Consider the following 16,370-nt stretch of genomic DNA (forward strand, 5'->3'; position numbering starts at 1 on the left):
TAATTATTTGTTGAACTTTAATGAAAATTAATCTGTTGGTAACTCAGATTCTGATTTAATCCAAGCCTGAGACCAGTTCTCAATTGTTCTCAAAATTGGTTCCATAGATTGTCCTTTTTCTGTTAAGGAGTATTCAATAATGACTGGTGTATCAGGTATGACTTCACGTTTCACTATATCCAAGTGCTCTAATTCCTTTAATCGCTCCGATAGTACCTTACCACTTATGCCGATAGATGATTGAATTTCACTAAAACGTTGTGTACCCAGTAATAGTTTATAAATAATTAATGCCGTCCATTTTTGACTTAGTAGGGAGATGGCTTTTTCAAACCTTGGACAGATTGTTGGTTTTTTCATTTATATATTCACCTCTAAATTATAATATATCATAAAAAGTTAACTGATTATAAAAAAAAAATTTATTACTTGACATTAGTATATTACAATTATAAACTCTATTACATAAAGTAACCTATAAAAAAGGAGAGAAAAGAAATGAATAAACAAGAAATAGGGAAAGTTATTTTAAGAGGGATATTAGGTCTTATATTCTTCATCCATGGATTAGTTAAATTCCAAGGGGGAATTACAAATACAGCAGGATATTTTGACAGTCTTGGGGTTCCAGGATTTCTGGCTTATGCTGTTGCAGTTATAGAACTAGTAGGAGGAATTGCATTAATTCTAGGACTTGGAACACAGGTTATTTCCTTGTTGTTTGCATTAATCATGGTTGGAGCTATTATTACAGCAAAACTTCCAGCAGGTTTCCTTGGAAATGGCCAAATGGCAGGGTATGAACTTGATTTAGCATTACTAGCAATGTCCATTTTCTTTATTTTTGCGAGTAAATCGGCCTTATCTTTAGATAACAAACTATTTAACTCAAATAAATAATAGGAGGAATAACATGGGGTTCCACAGTAAACCAACGACATATGTTGGTCATGTCAGGTTAAAGGTAGAGAATTTACAAAGGTCTTTACAGTATTATCAAGAAATAATCGGATTCGATATTTTAGAACAAACATCTTCGTCAGCAAAACTGACTACAGATGGGAAGACAAGTATCTTATCACTGGAACAACCTGAAAATGTCATTCCAAAACAAGGTAGAACTACAGGATTGTATCACTTTGCACTTCTTTTACCTGAGAAAACAGACTTGGCTAATATCGTTGTCCACTTTACAGAAAAAGGTATCCGTTTCGGATCATCGGATCATCTTGTAAGTGAAGCACTATATTTACATGATCCAGATGGAAATGAGATTGAAATTTATATCGATCGAGATCCTTCTGAATGGAGCTGGAATGGTGAAGAGGTAGCCATGACAGTTGATCCATTGGATTTTGACCGATTATTAAAAAACCGTGTGCCAGGTAAATCATGGGAAGGTCTGCCCGAAGGAACATTAATGGGGCATGTCCATTTGCATGTTTCTGAACTAGAAAAGACAGAAGAATTTTACGTGAAAGGTCTTGGATTTGATGTGGTTAACCGCTATGGAAGTCAGGCATTATTCCTCTCAACAGGTAAATACCATCATCATATCGGTGTTAATACATGGAATGGAGTAGGAGCACCAAAGCCTCCAGAAAATGGTGTCGGTATGGAATCTTATACTCTTCTTTTACCTAATGAAGAAGCGTTCAATAAAACGATTACCAATTTACGGAAAATCGAGGCAACAGTAATAGAAGAAGATGGAAAACATATCGTTTATGACCCGTCTGGAAATCGTATTGAATTAGTGTTTTAAGAGGGGGGTAAAGAATTGCCAACAAAAGAAACTAACGGCTTTGAAGTAGGGATATATACACTTGCAGATATAGGCCCAGATCCTCTTACTGGAAAATCAATCAGTACTAAGCAAAGAATGGATGAAATAATGGATGCTGCCAAACTTGCTGAAGAAGCAGGCCTCGACATCTTCGGTGTGGGAGAGCATCACCGGTTAGACTATGCTGTCTCGTCTCCGGCAGTAGTATTATCTGCAATTGCACAGGCAACAAAGCATATTAAACTAACAAGTGCTACGAGTGTATTAAGCACACTTGATCCTGTTCGACTATATGAAGATTTTGCTACATTAGATCTGATTTCAGACGGTCGTGCGGAAATATTGGCTGGTCGAGGAGCTTTCATTGAATCTTTCCCACTTTTTGGATACAGTACAAATGATTATAATGAGCTTTTTAGCGAGCATATGGATTTACTATTAAAGCTTAATGAAAACGAGATTGTATCTTGGAATGGAAAGTTTCGTTCCCCGTTAAATAACGCGGAGATCTCCCCTCGACCTGTCCAACAACAGTTACCAATCTGGATTGGAGTTGGAGGTACACCTGAAAGTGCTGCTCGTGCAGGAAGATTGGGAGTCGGGATGGCCTTAGCAATATTGGGTGGTGACCCAATGAGATTTAAGCCACTCGTTGATATATATAGAAGGGCAGGCTTACAGGCTGGACATTCACCGGATAAATTAAACATCGGAGTTACGGGACATGTCTATCTTGCAGAAACGACAGAAGAGGCAAAGGATGAGTTCTACCCATACTACTCCAATTATTGGAATTATGTTAATCGCCAACGTGGAATGGGGACAAAAATGTCAAGAGATGACTTTGAACAAATAGCTAGTCCTGAAACAGCATTGTTTGTGGGTAGTCCGGAACAAGTTGTGGAGAAGATTCTTCGACAACATGAATTATATGGACATACACGTTTCTTAGCACAAATCGATATTGGTGGAATCCCATTTGATAAAGTAGTGAGAAATATTGAATTACTTTCTACAAACGTTGCACCAATGGTAAAGAAAGCAATTGGTCAAAACAGATAGCTAGTTGTAAAGCAGGGCGTCTCCTGTGAATGGTGAGAATCAGTATATTGCAAATCCAACCCTGAATTCGTAAAAAATGAACATTTACGAATTCAGGGTTTTTATATTTTCTTAATTTCTTTAGAATCATATTTTTGCTAAAAAAATAAAATAATGGAGCTTTTGTCAAAAGTATGCATAAATAATAATTGATGATAAAAGGAGGAGAATTGATAAATTAGCTTTTGGATTACAGACTTTATAAATAAGGGAGTGTGAGCGGGATGGTATATTTAGGTCATAAACCTCAACTAAAAGGGGAAAAGGTTGTTCTTAGACCTTTTAAAGATGAAGACTTTCCATATATTGAGGAATGCTTAAAGGATTATGAAGTAATAAAACTGACAGGAAGCAGCTTGGACTTTGATAGGGAAAGAGAATCAATTCTGCATTGGTACAATACCAGACATGAACAAACCGATCGAATGGATCTTGCTATTGTTGACCAATCTCAAGGAATCCTAGTGGGAGAAGTAGTAATCAATTTATATGATGAAAAAAATCATAGTATGAATTTTAGAATACTTATTGGACCAAAGGGAAGGAATCGTGGTCTAGGAACGGAAGCAACTCAACTCATAATTGATTATGTATTTAAAAACACTACACTTGCTCAACTAACTTTAAGTGTTTTTGACTTCAATCCAAGGGCTAAGTATGTTTATGAGAAAGTTGGCTTTGTTAAAGATAGTATTGATGAAAAAGAACTGGAATTTGAAGGGAAATGGATAGACTCTATTAATATGAAATTAACAAGAGAAAATTGGGAGAAAAGTGTAAATCCTGCCACATAGATAAATCGGTTGAGCCCAAATTCTTCTTATTGTATGAAATGGACTGGTTTGCTGAATAAACATTGAGGGTGCTGGGATATTAGTACAGAGGTGAAGTTTATGAAAAAATTAAGTGTAGCAGCGATGCTAATCACTTTCATTACCTTTGTACCAAGCAATAATTACGCGCAAACAGTTGTGGAATGTCCAAAGATCAAACAATTAGAGGAGACATCTATTAAAGATAAGGATGAACTATTAAATGCACTCCGGATAATTGTTCATAATACTTACGAGAAAGATGATTATGGAGAACTGTTTTCAGAGTGGGAGATAATAACTTCTCTCCCTTTTCCGAAAACAGTTGGACAAGAAAATAATGAAGTCTATTATGAGATGGCAAAAAACTTTTGTGGAGAAGCAGTTGCTAATAAATCATGGTTAGTAAGATTGTATTTTCCTAAATGGGAAGGAAAAAGTGCCAGTGCGTCAGAAGGTCAGATCTTTCTATCAAAGAGTAAGGAAAAAGGATGGTTTGTTTGGTTTAGATATCACTAATTATATCATTAAAAGGCAGGGGAGTATCGTAGGCAATTTCCCTGCCACTAAAATTCATTGTTAATCCAATTCTAAAAAAGTTCCAACTCCTTCTTAAAAAAAGGGTTAGTTATCACTATTTACAATATATGGTAAAATGAACAAGGATTTATAGATAGGTAGTCCTAGAGAATACATACCTCTAGGAACTTTATCTGTTTTTAAAATGATGAAAGGATTGGTTTGAAGAATGAAAGGGTTAACAAAGACTTTTTATTTTATTATTGTCTTATTTATGCTAGCAGGATGTGGTGGCAATACAAACGAAGAATCTGCAACCGATTCTTTAGAAAAGAATGCTGCTGTCGAAACTGCAGAAGGTGATGCAATCGAAACAGAAGAAAGCACGTTAACAAGTGAGTTAGAGGAATCAGACATTGATGATGCAAATCATATCACTTCAGAAGAATCTGTATCGATTGAGTCGGATAGTATCATGCAAGAAAATAGTGAAACGAATGAGGTTGACAAGGAAGACGATGAAACACTATCCCAATATTCTAGTGAACAAATCGAATTTGCTCGAGTATGGAGGCAACTTGGACCAAATCAAGAGATAGATGTATTGGATGTTCAACATATTCCTGCGGGCACACTACTTAATCCTGATGATGGCACTGATGTTGGTTATCCAGAGGATGTTATTCAATTACGTGGTTCCCGCTTAGTAGATGGAATAGTGACCTATAGCGGAAATGGAGATGGCACAATCAATGTATACAACGTTCCATCGCGTTGGTATGGTGGATTTCCTCCTCCTGATGATATAGACAAAGAAAAAGTACGAGAAGATATGGAGGACATCATTAACAATACTAAGCTAGTGTACGTTGACCCAGGTGACGATAAAGAAATTATAGAATTAATCGAACTGCTAAATGTTCATTATTAAGCAAACGAGTAAAAGAGTGTACGAAAGTAAAAATCTAATAAGGATAATGAAACATTCACTATAGGAAAAAGGATGTCTAGATAACTAGACTGGTGGAGGAATACTTATGAAAACGTGGACAAGGGATATAGAAATAAATGCTCCGATTGAACAGGTGTGGAGCTATTTTGGCGGTTCCCTGGAAGAAATGCAAAAAATCATGCCACAGGTTGTCGATCAGAAGCCTGTTAAAATAACGGAAGAGATAGTTGGAAGTGTCTATCGTCAAAAATATAAAGAAGGTAAACGAATCGAAGAATATGATGTGGAAACACTGGAATATTTGAATGAACCGGATCATAGAAAGTTGAAAATTGGTTTTACACTTGCCAAAATGTTTGAAATCACCGCCCTCTATGAATTAAAAAAGCTAAATGAAAATAAAACATACTTAAAATATACAACTACTAATCGCCCATTAAAATGGTTTGTGAAAATCTTTTTAATCTTTGCATCCGATAAGGTGGTTGTTGAATTCCTGGAACGTGTGAAACGTGTAGCTGAAGCAGAAACACGTAATTCATAATCGTATGCATCTATTTATGCAGCAAAATTACGACTCGGTCATGAGCTGAGTCGTAATTTTGCCTCTATATTCTGTTGAGTTTTAATCATTGGATCAACTTCAATTATAACGATAATAGGGATGAAATGGACGATACTCGCAGTAGTGAGCAGTTGACTACTGTTTGTTTATTTTACTTCTTCCAATACAGTGTTTTTCGTTCTCACGAGAGACTCCATATAACGTCCTATTCGATTCATCGCAATCTCGATCTGTTCAATGGAAGCAGCATAGGAACAGCGGATATAGCCTTCACCAGATGCTCCAAATGCATTGCCTGGAACAACTGCAACTTTTTCCTCCTGAAGCAAGCCTTGTGCAAATTCTTCTGATGTCAACCCAGATTTTTTAATCGAAGGGAACACATAGAAAGCTCCACCTGGGGTATGGCACTCCAGCCCAATCCGATTAAGTGACTGAACGGTAAAGTTCCGTCTCCTCCAGTAGCTTTGCCGCATTTTCTCAACCTGCTCAGAACTGTTGCGCAATGCTTCAATTGCTCCCATTTGCAGCATAGTTGGTGCACACATTGTTGTATATTGATAAATCTTCACCATGACACTGATTAATTCCCGTGGTGCAGCAAGGAAACCTAAGCGCCAGCCTGTCATGGCAAACCCTTTAGAAAATCCATTAACTAGAATAGTCCGTTCATACATACTTGGAATGGACGCAAAACTGGTAAATTCCTGATCATATGTCAGTTCTGCATAAATTTCATCGGAAACGACTAGAAGATCATGTTTTTCAACTACGGCTGCAATTGCCGTCAGTTCGTCCTTATTCAGGCTTGTGCCTGTCGGATTATTTGGTGAACATAAAAGAATAGCCTTTGTCTTGGAAGTAATTACTTCCTCAAGCTGATCAGGTGTCACCTTAAAACCGTTATCTGCATTTGTTTCAACTCTGATTGGCACTCCCCCGGCCATTGTTACAATTGCGGCATAGGAAACAAAGGCAGGTTCGATAATTAGTACTTCATCCCCGGGGTTCAAGATGGCCCGGAATGCGAGATCAAGCGACTGACTGGCTCCAACCGTAACAATTATCTGATTTTCCGGCTGATATTCAACCTGGAATCTTCTGTTTAAATAATTGGAGATTTCCTGGCGAAGTTCCAGTAATCCGGCATTGGCTGTATAAGCTGTTTGCCCGCTCCGAAGGGCCTCGATGGCAAACTCTCGAATATTCCATGGAGTAATAAAATCCGGTTCGCCAACCCCGAGCGAAATAACGTCATCCATACTTGCAGCCAGGTCAAAGAATTTACGGATTCCGGATGGTTCGAGTCTCATTGCTGTTGTGGACAGATACTGCTGATAATCTATACTCATGGAGAAACCACCATTCTCCGATCTTTGTCTTCTTCGCCTTCAATAATGACTCCGTCGTGTTTATATTTTTTTAGCATGAAATGGCTTGTCGTAGATACAACATTTTCAATGGTCGCTAATTTATTGGAAACAAACAAGGCGATTTCCTGCATGGTCTTACCTTCAATTGTTACCGATAAATCATATGTACCAGACATCAGATAAAGCGAACGGACTTCTGGGTAGCGGTAAATTTGCTCAGCTATCTCATTAAAGCCAACTCCGCGTTGTGGTGTCACTTTAACATCAATCATCGCAACAATCGTTTCTTTTCCTTCAATTTTGTTCCAGTCAATCAGAGTAGGATAGCTTACGATGACTTTTTCTTCTTCCAATTTCTTAATCAGTTTATTAACGTTTTCTTCCGTCATTTCTAGCTGCATTGCAATGGATTTGGCAGAAACACGGTGATTTTCATCCAATATCGCTAGAATATTTAACTCTTGATTTGTCAACTTCAATCAATACGCCTCCCATTGCACTCAATTTATTAACTTACAAATCATATATCACAGATGAGAATGCAATGTGAAAATTATATCATCATTCGGAATGAAACTGAAACAGATATAGGGAATTAATAATGAATAAAACAGTGTAATTCCGTCTGAAAATAGTAAAATAGAAAGGTTGAAGTGGACAGAATAGTTGAATAAATATATAAAGAATGGATTAATTTATACGTTAGCGTTAAAACTAAAGCATTCTTTTTAATAAAGACATGAATACCGTTTTTTTATCATACTATATTCTGGAGGTGAAAAAATGGCAAGAGTAGCTTACCGAGAGGCAGACGTTGATTTGATGGCAAGGATGATGAGAGCAGAAGCTGAAGGTGAAGGAAGACAAGGGATGCTATATGTTGGAAATGTAATTGTTAATCGTGCTGTTGCAGATTGTATTGATTTTAGAGATGTGAGAACAATTGAAGATGTCATTTTTCAGATACAAGGAGGAAATTACTCTTTTGAGGCTGTTCAAAAAGGCAATGTTTTTTATCAAAGAGCCAGAGATTCTGAAAGAAGATTAGCAAGAAGGAATTTGGAAAGCTGGAGAGATCACCCAGCGAAATATGCTCTTTGGTACTTTAATCCATTTGATGCTCCGTGTCCACCAACATGGTTCGACCAGCCCTTTACTGGTCAATTTAAACAGCATTGTTTTTATGAACCATTGCCCGGAACATGTGATAGTGTTTATATGGGTTAGGTTGTACAGGAGTTTTTATTGTTTTAGAGTTTGCTTGCTCAAAAAGGGAACTTCCTGGATAGCGGGAGTTCCCTTTTTGCAAGGGATAAAAGGAAGATTTACACTTTTTTACGTTTAGTTGGTTTGTATAGATATATTATAGTAGAGTAGTATTCACAGTAATTATGGGCAGCGCAGAAATGTGGGAGTCGTACATGCTAGGAAATCAAGAAAGGAAATTTAAAAAATTTATACTGCATATGAATGTTTCTATGAACTTATTCTTTTTGCTTTCTTTTGGGGCATTATGCAGCTTGGCAGTTTTTTCTCTAGAGCTTTTTCTTTTATTTATATTTATTAGTTTTGTAGAATTGGCGTTTGCATGGTGTTGGTGGAAAAATGGTATGGATATGGTTCGCTTTAAGGAAGTAATGACTATTTTAGCCATTTTAAATATTGGTTTCTATTCCGTTATGCCACTTATCTTTTTTGCCTATGGTTCAATTATTTTTTTAGTAGTTTGTGCAATCTATTTGGCTGTTTTAGGATTTACGATTTTAAAAAGATCTGTTATTGCTGATGGAATTCTTAATCCAAAAGATTCCAAAATCAGAAAAGGATTTATGGTCGGGTCGGTCGTTATCATGCTTGTTGGGGGATTTGCCTCTGGAAGGAATGGACAGGAAGGGCTTGTTCTACAGCAATTGACTGATTTAGGGCACAAGATATATGCGTTTTCCGTTCTGTATTTAATTGGTTTATTGATATTGATGACATTTGTATCTCCGGTTATATTAAAACACAAAGAAGCGAAAATTGAAGCGGAAAAGCCATTAAGAAGAAAAACAACCAGAGCACAAAGACGCAGAGAGGCGGAGAAAAAGAAGAATGCAGTAAGGAACTGAAAAGAACTTAGTAAACCAAACTGGGAGATCGCCAAGATGGCGATCTCCTTATATTAATTACACAGGAAGAGAAATTCTGCAGTGACCTCTAGTCTTAGAATTTTATTTTTTACCTATGAAAAGGGTAATCAATAAGACAATGAACAAATGAAAAAACCACTTCACCAAGAAGTGGTTCCAGTTAAAATCCGAGGTCTTCAATTTGAGTTTTCAGTTCAGTGATATTCTCAATCGTTTGATATATTTCGGAGTTCTGAAGTTGTTCTACTGCTACTTCGCCATTTTGAATAATACCTTCTGTAATATCAAGAAGCTGTTGATTCTTTTCTGTAAGATTTTGATGTATTCCATCTGCAATTTCTGGAGCATCGATTGCATTAAAATCTGTAATCGATTTTTCTAGAGTTATTAATTGTGTTTCAAGCTCTTCTTTTGCTGCGGGGTCAGAAACTGCTTGATTCACGAGTCCGGAAGTTTCTTCCGTGAAATTGCTTAAATCATTTAGATATTCCGTGGCTTCTGTGGCATAGTTTAATGTATCATTCGTTTCCTCAATAAAGGAACATCCAGTAAGTGCTATCGATAATAATAAAAGTGTTATTATTTTTTTCATTTGAAGCTCCTTTCGTGTGCTTATATTTTAACTTATACATTGGAATTTGTCCTCAATCAATAAATGGAATTAATAATAAAGAAGGCAAAAGTAATAAGGTCTATTTTAAAAGTGATTAAACCGTCATTTTAGAATATTGTAGTGGAAGGAAGTGTCAATTATGGAGAAGAATTTATTAGTAGCGTACTAGAAGGTTATTGAACCTTAGAATCTGAGGAAGTGCATAAGATTATATTGTGGTTTAGAATAGTATGTTTTTATATTTAGGCTCAATTCTTCAAAGAGAACTGCGCCTTTTGGAAAAAGGGGAATTGCTCATATTACATTTAAGTTAATCCTTAACCTCAATTAAAAATAGCTTTTCATCAAACCCTCCGCGCTTCTCTGCTTTATCAACTCTGATTTTTTTTTCAATTTCTTCTATCGAAGCCCCGTGACACGAGCAAGGATGATCATCAACTCAAGCAAATCAGCCAATTCTTCTAATGCATCATCTTTTGTAGTTGCAATCTGGTATTCTTCTACTTCTTCAAACAATTTTTTCTTAAGTTCTAGAATGTAACGATCCTGATTTAGAGTTTCTGTTTTTAAGTCTTTGCCCGATTTTTGAATGATTTCCGGGATACGGTCACGAAAGAGTTTGTTGTAAGTTGACATGTGAGCACACCTTTGTGGTTGTTAGTTTGAATATTAGTGGAAGGGGCAAACAATATACAAATGCAATTAACTTAATGTAATGGACTAATATATCTGACAATGGAAGAAAAGAAATATTTTTACAATAATAATATTGTTATTACAAGAATTATTGAAAATCTATTATATATACATGAGGTGATTGTTTGTCTAATTATAATGTTAGTAATACGACAGTTAATGTATTGCTAGGATGGATAGAGCAAGATATAGTAGCAATTCCCGAAATACAGCGCCCATTTGTGTGGAAGTCATCCAAGGTAAGAGACCTTTTAGATTCTTTATATAAGGATTATCCAGTGGGTTATATTATTACATGGCAAAACCCTGATGCAAGATTGAAAGATGGAACTGTATCACATGGAAAGAGAATCTTAATTGATGGGCAACAACGAATTACCGCCTTAATGGCGGCAATATCTAATAAAGAGGTTGTTGATAAAGATTATAAGAAAAAGCCTATTAATATAGCATTTAATCCAATGGAAGAAAAATTTGAAGTCGAGAATCCAGCGATTCGGAAAGATAAAAAATGGATACCAAATATAGCTGAAGTATTTAAACCAGAATTTAGTGTGTATAAATTTGTAAATAATTTCTGTGAGATAAATGTAGGAACTAATCCAGATATTATTAGTAATGTAATTCAAAAACTAATTCAGATTAAGAATAGTTCCATAGGGATTATTGAACTAGCTCATACATTGGATATAGAAAAAGTTACAGAGATATTTATCCGAATTAATTCAGCTGGTGTGAATTTAAGTCAAGCTGATTTTGCGATGTCAAAAATATCTGTGAATAATACGTATGATGGTCCGCTTATTAGGAAATCAATTGATTATTTTTCTCACTTAATTAAGAGTCCGTCTATTTACGAAAATATTAGAACTAACGACATGGAATTTGCAAACAGTGACAACTTTAACAAGATTAAATGGGCAAAGGACTACAATACAAATATATACGAACCAAACTATTCCGATGTTTTACGTGTAGCTTTTACTTTTAAATTTTTACGTGGTCCTATTTCAAATCTTGTGAGTTTACTTTCTGGAAGGGATTTTGAAACAAGAGAGTATAAAGAAGAAATAATTGAGCAATCATTTAATAGTCTAAATGACGGGGTTCTCAAATTTGTTGATGAAACCAATTTCAAGCGATTTATTATGATATTAAAATCTGCAGGCATTATCCACAAAAAATTAATTCGATCGCAAAATGCACTAAATTTTGCTTATTCGTTATTCTTACTGTTACGTGAGAAAGGTATTAATGGATCCGAGATAAATTTAATAGTAAGAAAATGGCTAGTTGTTTCCATCCTTACGGAAAGATATTCAGGTTCTCCAGAGTCAATGTTTGATTATGATATAAAGAGGTTCGCAGCTCACGCAGATCCTAAAGAATATGTTAAAGATGTTGAAGCTGGTGAGTTATCCGATGCTTATTGGGAAAATATATTACCTACCAATTTGAATACATCTGTTACAAGTAGTCCTTATTTTAATTTGTTTGTCATGGCACAAATCTACTATAAAGATCATGCTTTCTTATCGAAATCTATTACCGTTCAACAACTAATTGAAGAAAGAGGAGATGTACATCATATATTTCCAAAAAAATACTTACAAAAGAACGGATATAACAATAGAGGACAATATAATCAAATAGCAAATTATGTTTATGCAGAACAGGTTGTTAATCTAACGATTAGAGATATGGCACCGGAGATTTATATGAAAATTGTAAGAAAACAAATATCTGAATCAGAGATTAATATAGGGGATATAAATAACTTAGATCAATTCAAACTGAACTTGGAAATGAATTGTATTCCGGTTTCTATTTTGGAAATGGATTATTCAGCTTATAATGATTTTCTCCATGAGAGAAGACATTTGATGGCTAATAAGATTAAGTCGTTTTATCAGAGTTTGTAAGGTTTATAAAAACAGTTGGCATATTTGCCAACTATTCTGCGTATTTCCGCGAAGCTTATAGAATAGTAAACAGAGAAGAAATTTATTATGCTCTGCAATGTTTGGATAACTTGAGATTATCCATTGTATTGGCTTGGTATATGGAAGCAGGGATGCAACCTAATACCTTTGGAGATTGGGCAGAATTAGAAGGTGAAAGAAGTAGACTGCAAGATTGGCAATTATCACTTCTGAAAGAATGGCATAGTGGGGGAGAACCGAATGAAATACTGAACGTACTAAAAAGTATATTGACTGAATTTATAAAAGCACATAAAGGTATATGTGAAAAAGTTGGATGTGAAGAAGATCCTGAATGGGTTGAAAAATTTTTTGGTATGGTTTTATGATGATTCTACTTCCGAAAACGTTTTTTGTAGATGATTTGAAAATAGGAGAGGTTATTATGAAAAAAGAAAGGCACCAATAGTCATTTCCATCGCTGGAGTATCTGGTGCAGGAAAAACCACGATTGTAACCCAATTAAATGAGAGACTAAAGCGCTCTAAAATACTACTTTTTGATGACTATGAATTTGATGGTCGCAACGATATTATCGACTGGGTAGATAGGGGGGCAGATTATGATGAATGGAACTTGAGTCCGCTAATTAGCGATTTAAAAGAGCTGCTTACAGAATCTCTAGATTACATTGTGCTTGACTTTCCGTTTGCTTATAAGACTCAAAGATAGCTAATTTCATTGATCTTACTATTTATATTGATACTCCGTTGGATATTGCAATGGCAGTCGAGCTATTGAGATTTTAAAAATAGTTCGGTTGAAAATATCCTGATTGAAATAAAAAACTATATATCGCAAGGGAGAAGAGGCTATATTGAAATGATAAAGTCGATTAAACCAAATTCAGACTTCGTTGTGGATGGAACGCTATCGGAACTTAATATTGAAGAGAGAATATATGAGATAATTTCAAGTCGATAAGATGTTATATAGTGTAGGAGATGCAAGGTGAAAGTGGGGGAGGAGAGCCCTCCCATTGATTGAAGTTTTTCTTTATTTTACTGGACCATTCGTAATATCAGTAAGTTTAGAATTGATGGCAAAGACTTTAGCATTTACATCTGTTATTCCAAAGCTGGCTAACCTTTTAGAATGCATATCTAAATAGTTTTCAGCTGTTTCTTTTGTTTCGAAAATATAAATTCCACCTGCTTCATTTGTTTCAGGACGTTCTGTCCAGATTTTCCACATGAAGCCATCTTCTTCATTGATGCTCTTTGCTAAGTTGGAAAATTGATTCGCCATCTCATCTCCGAACGGTCCGTTCATTTTGAAATCAACTTGTAAAACGTATGCCATTTTCATTCTCCTTTTGTTTCTGTAGTTATAAGTCTATTACTTAGTAATACCTTCACGCTTAATCTAGTTTTTGCTAGAAATAGATTATTTAAAAATATAATATAAGCGAGGAAAGTAAAAGATCCTCGCTTAAATAACTGTTTATAATTAATTTCTAATTGTTTTCAATGCAGTAGACCAAGCTACGACTTCATTCAGCATAGTTTGAACTGTTTCTTCATGGAACGGTGCTGGTTTAAAGGTTGACATATTTTCGAAGTCCGTAAAGAGACTAAGTCCAGGCTGAGTGCCTACAGTTGCAACTTTTGGTACAGTTAGAATCAAGCGCAAATTGTTAGCTGCAGTAACTCCAAGAGAAGAACCGTAGCTTACGATTCCAGCTGCTTTATTATTCCACTCCATATATAAATAATCAATGGCATCTTTCAACCCAGAGGTAATACTTTTGTTATATTCCGGAGTGACAAAAACAAATCCATCAAGCTCGCTGATTTTTTCCGACCAAGCTTTTGCTTCCGGTGTTTGATAATCTTGTGTCATAATGGCAGGTACAGACTCATTATATCTTGGCAGATTATAGTCTTTAATATCTACCAATTCAAATTCAACATCTATTCTTTGATCTGCAATAGATTTAACCCATTCTGCAACCTGTATATTTACTCGTGCATCTCTTGTGCTTCCAGTGATAATACCGATTTTAACCAAATTAATTCCTCCTAATAAAGTGTTTTACAAAGCATGCGTAATAAGCATTTCTTTAAAAAATAATATATTTGCTATACAATTGAATTCTAGTACATAATTAAGGTCATTCATACCAATAGTTCATTAGATTTGTCGTTTATACAACACAATGAAGAAATTGTTTAAAAAGTAGGAGGGACTTGTAATTGACTCAGCCAAAGACGGATCCCCGAATTTTACGTACTCGTAAATTAATTATGGATTCATTTATGGAACTTTCAGGAGAAAAGGAATTCAAGGATATTACCGTTAAGGATATTACAACAGAAGCGATGATTAATCGTGCCACATTCTATTATCATTTTGAAGATATTTATGACTTGCTGGAAAAGGTATTATCAGAAGTATTGTTAGTTAATTTGGATTGTGAGTTTTATAAGAATGAAGAGTTAAATGAAGAAGTAATTATTAGTATTTTCATGGCGATCACAAATTTCCAGAAGTCATTATCCAATCGTTGTCATAGGGGATACGAAGATACCATTGCCCGTATTATTAGGGAACAGCTTGAAATCATCTTTTACAAAATGTTATGTAATCAACATCCAACGAAGGATGAGCAATCTCTTAAGGTCACTGCTGTTATGTTAAGTTGGGGAATCTATGGAGCTTCTGTTGAATGGAGAAGAAATGGTGAGGCATCTCCAGAAGAATATATTAAATTGGCCATTCCTTTTATATATTGAGGTCCTCTCTAAATTTCAATTGCTGAAGAAAATCGGTAACAGGAATATACTTCCTATTACCGTTTTTTTGGTGAAGAGACTACTTTAAATCAGAACTCAAAACCATTTTCTCAGTAAGCTCAATTACTTCTTCGATAGTAATATCGGGGTTTGTGATTATTATGGAATATCTCAAGCCGTCTTCGTCCCACATTATGCTATTTATTTGTTCTTCATACTCTGCATTATTATCACGAACCTTCATTTCTCCCGGTTTGATTTCCATATCTTCTTCAGCGGGAGTAGGGAATATAGATAGGAAAAACATTGGAACTTCTTCTCTTGTGGTATATTCCATTTCTAGTTCATATCGATCTAATTCTTCTGAGAAATCGTACATTTGCATGTTATTGAGTCTTATTTCTTCTGGGAATACGAGAAATGGTTTGCCCAAGGCATTTTCTGCATCATCTATTGTTACTGTATCTGGTGCAAGATTCTCATCAATTGATTCGATATCAATATGATCAGGGATATCAAGGCTAAAAACATTTTCTTCGAACTCTGGAGATAAATCTAGTTTTGTATATTCGAAGTCTGTACGACTATTTCCAGTTTCTGATGACATTTTAATAACAAACCATGTTTTTTGATCGACCCATAGTTCCATATCTCCTAATAAGCCATCATCTTGTTTCGCATTCACTTGAACATGGTAAGTGTTAAATCCAAGTGTCTTTTCTTCGCCAACTATCTCATAATCATGTGTTTCCTCCATTGATTCGATCATCATTTTAAATTGTTCCTTAGGATTCAATGTTGCTAACATACCAATTTCTGAAACATCCATTTCAAAAGCCTCTTCTGTCCCTCTATCGAAAAAAATTACTTTCTCACCATCATTCAATGATTCTGTCTCATATTCCTTTAGCTGGTCATCTGTTAATACTTTTCGCTTACCTTCTTTTGAAACATATTCTTGAATTTTTACATGATCGATTAAATCTTCTCCTTCAAACATTTTCATGTCCATCTCGCCGTAATAGGCATCCATATTCTTGTCCGATTCGATAACATTTTGGATAACTTCTTCTGCGGAAGCACTCATACTCATGGAACATCCTC

At 35.3% G+C, this 16,370-nt stretch carries 19 protein-coding genes and 2 pseudogenes; 13 read left to right on the forward strand and 8 right to left on the reverse strand.

The genetic code is table 11. The annotated features are described in order from the left end of the window. Nucleotides 1–27 precede the first annotated feature (27 nt). On the reverse strand, nucleotides 28–360 hold the full coding sequence (locus tag CUC15_RS04990; protein ID WP_114915617.1) for a winged helix-turn-helix transcriptional regulator: 333 nt from the start codon (nucleotides 358–360) through the stop codon (nucleotides 28–30). Nucleotides 361–498: 138 nt separating this feature from the next. Here CUC15_RS04990 and CUC15_RS04995 point away from each other — a divergent pair, with 138 nt between their 5' ends. The 7 genes from CUC15_RS04995 (at nucleotide 499) to CUC15_RS05025 (ending at nucleotide 5,714) form a co-directional block, all read left to right on the forward strand. After that, the gene (locus CUC15_RS04995; RefSeq protein ID WP_114915618.1) at nucleotides 499–900 is read left to right on the forward strand and encodes a DoxX family protein; all 402 of its coding nucleotides are present in this window, start codon (nucleotides 499–501) and stop codon (nucleotides 898–900) included. Nucleotides 901–913: 13 nt separating this feature from the next. After that, the gene (locus CUC15_RS05000; protein ID WP_114915619.1) at nucleotides 914–1,765 is read left to right on the forward strand and encodes a VOC family protein; all 852 of its coding nucleotides are present in this window, start codon (nucleotides 914–916) and stop codon (nucleotides 1,763–1,765) included. Between the two features lie 15 nt (nucleotides 1,766–1,780). Beyond that, nucleotides 1,781–2,848 (forward strand): LLM class flavin-dependent oxidoreductase, encoded by a 1,068-nt coding sequence (locus CUC15_RS05005; protein WP_114915620.1) that lies wholly within the window; start codon nucleotides 1,781–1,783, stop codon nucleotides 2,846–2,848. A gap of 263 nt (nucleotides 2,849–3,111) precedes the next feature. Beyond that, nucleotides 3,112–3,681, forward strand: a complete 570-nt coding sequence (locus CUC15_RS05010) for a GNAT family N-acetyltransferase (protein ID WP_114915621.1) — start codon at nucleotides 3,112–3,114, stop codon at nucleotides 3,679–3,681. Between the two features lie 99 nt (nucleotides 3,682–3,780). Further along, a complete protein-coding gene (locus CUC15_RS05015) occupies nucleotides 3,781–4,218 on the forward strand; it encodes a hypothetical protein (protein WP_114915622.1) in 438 nt (145 codons plus the stop codon). Nucleotides 4,219–4,447: 229 nt separating this feature from the next. Next, complete coding sequence (locus CUC15_RS05020) at nucleotides 4,448–5,149, forward strand: hypothetical protein (RefSeq protein WP_114915623.1); 702 nt, start codon at nucleotides 4,448–4,450, stop codon at nucleotides 5,147–5,149. Between the two features lie 106 nt (nucleotides 5,150–5,255). Next, complete coding sequence (locus tag CUC15_RS05025) at nucleotides 5,256–5,714, forward strand: SRPBCC family protein (RefSeq protein WP_114915624.1); 459 nt, start codon at nucleotides 5,256–5,258, stop codon at nucleotides 5,712–5,714. Nucleotides 5,715–5,881: 167 nt separating this feature from the next. Here the strand turns inward: CUC15_RS05025 and CUC15_RS05030 are convergent, their stop codons facing one another. Both CUC15_RS05030 and CUC15_RS05035 read right to left on the reverse strand, forming a co-directional pair. Continuing rightward, nucleotides 5,882–7,087 (reverse strand): aminotransferase, encoded by a 1,206-nt coding sequence (locus tag CUC15_RS05030; RefSeq protein ID WP_114915625.1) that lies wholly within the window; start codon nucleotides 7,085–7,087, stop codon nucleotides 5,882–5,884. Further along, nucleotides 7,084–7,587 (reverse strand): Lrp/AsnC family transcriptional regulator, encoded by a 504-nt coding sequence (locus tag CUC15_RS05035; protein ID WP_205317660.1) that lies wholly within the window; start codon nucleotides 7,585–7,587, stop codon nucleotides 7,084–7,086. Before CUC15_RS05035 ends, CUC15_RS05030 begins: the two co-directional genes overlap by 4 nt. Before the next feature lie 304 nt (nucleotides 7,588–7,891). Between CUC15_RS05035 and CUC15_RS05040 the strand changes: the two genes are divergently transcribed. Continuing rightward, entirely contained in the window at nucleotides 7,892–8,335 is a 444-nt protein-coding gene (locus tag CUC15_RS05040; protein ID WP_114915626.1) for a cell wall hydrolase, read from the forward strand. A gap of 194 nt (nucleotides 8,336–8,529) precedes the next feature. Then, nucleotides 8,530–9,219, forward strand: a complete 690-nt coding sequence (locus CUC15_RS05045) for a hypothetical protein (RefSeq protein ID WP_114915627.1) — start codon at nucleotides 8,530–8,532, stop codon at nucleotides 9,217–9,219. A 181-nt stretch (nucleotides 9,220–9,400) separates the two neighbouring features. On the opposite strand, the gene CUC15_RS05050 is transcribed toward CUC15_RS05045, so the two are convergent. Together CUC15_RS05050 and CUC15_RS05055 are read right to left on the reverse strand one after the other, a co-directional pair. Beyond that, the gene (locus CUC15_RS05050; RefSeq protein ID WP_114915628.1) at nucleotides 9,401–9,832 is read right to left on the reverse strand and encodes a DUF6376 family protein; all 432 of its coding nucleotides are present in this window, start codon (nucleotides 9,830–9,832) and stop codon (nucleotides 9,401–9,403) included. A gap of 331 nt (nucleotides 9,833–10,163) precedes the next feature. Then, a pseudogene (locus CUC15_RS05055) lies at nucleotides 10,164–10,489 on the reverse strand (pyrophosphohydrolase domain-containing protein). Between the two features lie 185 nt (nucleotides 10,490–10,674). On the opposite strand from CUC15_RS05055, the gene CUC15_RS05060 reads away from it, so the two are divergent. From CUC15_RS05060 to CUC15_RS20815, 3 genes and pseudogenes are all read left to right on the forward strand, one after another. Beyond that, a complete protein-coding gene (locus CUC15_RS05060) occupies nucleotides 10,675–12,471 on the forward strand; it encodes a DUF262 domain-containing protein (protein ID WP_114915629.1) in 1,797 nt (598 codons plus the stop codon). Between the two features lie 128 nt (nucleotides 12,472–12,599). After that, entirely contained in the window at nucleotides 12,600–12,860 is a 261-nt protein-coding gene (locus tag CUC15_RS05065; RefSeq protein WP_162800269.1) for a hypothetical protein, read from the forward strand. Nucleotides 12,861–12,936: 76 nt separating this feature from the next. Continuing rightward, nucleotides 12,937–13,455 (forward strand): annotated as a pseudogene (locus CUC15_RS20815) (nucleoside/nucleotide kinase family protein). A gap of 72 nt (nucleotides 13,456–13,527) precedes the next feature. Here the strand turns inward: CUC15_RS20815 and CUC15_RS05075 are convergent. Both CUC15_RS05075 and CUC15_RS05080 read right to left on the reverse strand, forming a co-directional pair. Beyond that, nucleotides 13,528–13,833, reverse strand: a complete 306-nt coding sequence (locus CUC15_RS05075; RefSeq protein ID WP_114915631.1) for a monooxygenase — start codon at nucleotides 13,831–13,833, stop codon at nucleotides 13,528–13,530. 147 nt (nucleotides 13,834–13,980) lie between these two features. Next, on the reverse strand, nucleotides 13,981–14,541 hold the full coding sequence (locus CUC15_RS05080; protein ID WP_114915632.1) for an NADPH-dependent FMN reductase: 561 nt from the start codon (nucleotides 14,539–14,541) through the stop codon (nucleotides 13,981–13,983). A gap of 185 nt (nucleotides 14,542–14,726) precedes the next feature. Between CUC15_RS05080 and CUC15_RS05085 the strand changes: the two genes are divergently transcribed. Beyond that, a complete protein-coding gene (locus CUC15_RS05085; protein WP_114915633.1) occupies nucleotides 14,727–15,266 on the forward strand; it encodes a TetR/AcrR family transcriptional regulator in 540 nt (179 codons plus the stop codon). Between the two features lie 79 nt (nucleotides 15,267–15,345). On the opposite strand, the gene CUC15_RS05090 is transcribed toward CUC15_RS05085, so the two are convergent. Next, nucleotides 15,346–16,359: a LolA family protein gene (locus CUC15_RS05090; protein WP_114915634.1), complete on the reverse strand. Its 1,014-nt coding sequence runs from the start codon at nucleotides 16,357–16,359 to the stop codon at nucleotides 15,346–15,348. Nucleotides 16,360–16,370: the final 11 nt, after the last annotated feature.

It is taken from the genome of Oceanobacillus zhaokaii, assembly GCF_003352005.1.
In the GTDB taxonomy this organism is placed as follows: domain Bacteria; phylum Bacillota; class Bacilli; order Bacillales; family Amphibacillaceae; genus Oceanobacillus; species Oceanobacillus zhaokaii.

Excerpts from the sequence above, each read along its gene's own strand:
- CUC15_RS05075 (WP_114915631.1), bottom strand. The coding sequence starts at position 13,833 with ATGGCATACGTTTTACAAGTTGATTTCAAAATGAACGGACCGTTCGGA.
- CUC15_RS05040 (WP_114915626.1), top strand. The coding sequence starts at position 7,892 with ATGGCAAGAGTAGCTTACCGAGAGGCAGACGTTGATTTGATGGCAAGG.
- CUC15_RS05090 (WP_114915634.1), bottom strand. The coding sequence starts at position 16,359 with ATGAGTATGAGTGCTTCCGCAGAAGAAGTTATCCAAAATGTTATCGAA.
- CUC15_RS05050 (WP_114915628.1), bottom strand. The coding sequence starts at position 9,832 with ATGAAAAAAATAATAACACTTTTATTATTATCGATAGCACTTACTGGA.
- CUC15_RS04995 (WP_114915618.1), top strand. The coding sequence starts at position 499 with ATGAATAAACAAGAAATAGGGAAAGTTATTTTAAGAGGGATATTAGGT.
- CUC15_RS05045 (WP_114915627.1), top strand. The coding sequence starts at position 8,530 with ATGCTAGGAAATCAAGAAAGGAAATTTAAAAAATTTATACTGCATATG.
- CUC15_RS05025 (WP_114915624.1), top strand. The coding sequence starts at position 5,256 with ATGAAAACGTGGACAAGGGATATAGAAATAAATGCTCCGATTGAACAG.
- CUC15_RS05020 (WP_114915623.1), top strand. The coding sequence starts at position 4,448 with ATGAAAGGGTTAACAAAGACTTTTTATTTTATTATTGTCTTATTTATG.
- CUC15_RS05015 (WP_114915622.1), top strand. The coding sequence starts at position 3,781 with ATGAAAAAATTAAGTGTAGCAGCGATGCTAATCACTTTCATTACCTTT.
- CUC15_RS05000 (WP_114915619.1), top strand. The coding sequence starts at position 914 with ATGGGGTTCCACAGTAAACCAACGACATATGTTGGTCATGTCAGGTTA.
- CUC15_RS05010 (WP_114915621.1), top strand. The coding sequence starts at position 3,112 with ATGGTATATTTAGGTCATAAACCTCAACTAAAAGGGGAAAAGGTTGTT.
- CUC15_RS05030 (WP_114915625.1), bottom strand. The coding sequence starts at position 7,087 with ATGAGTATAGATTATCAGCAGTATCTGTCCACAACAGCAATGAGACTC.
- CUC15_RS04990 (WP_114915617.1), bottom strand. The coding sequence starts at position 360 with ATGAAAAAACCAACAATCTGTCCAAGGTTTGAAAAAGCCATCTCCCTA.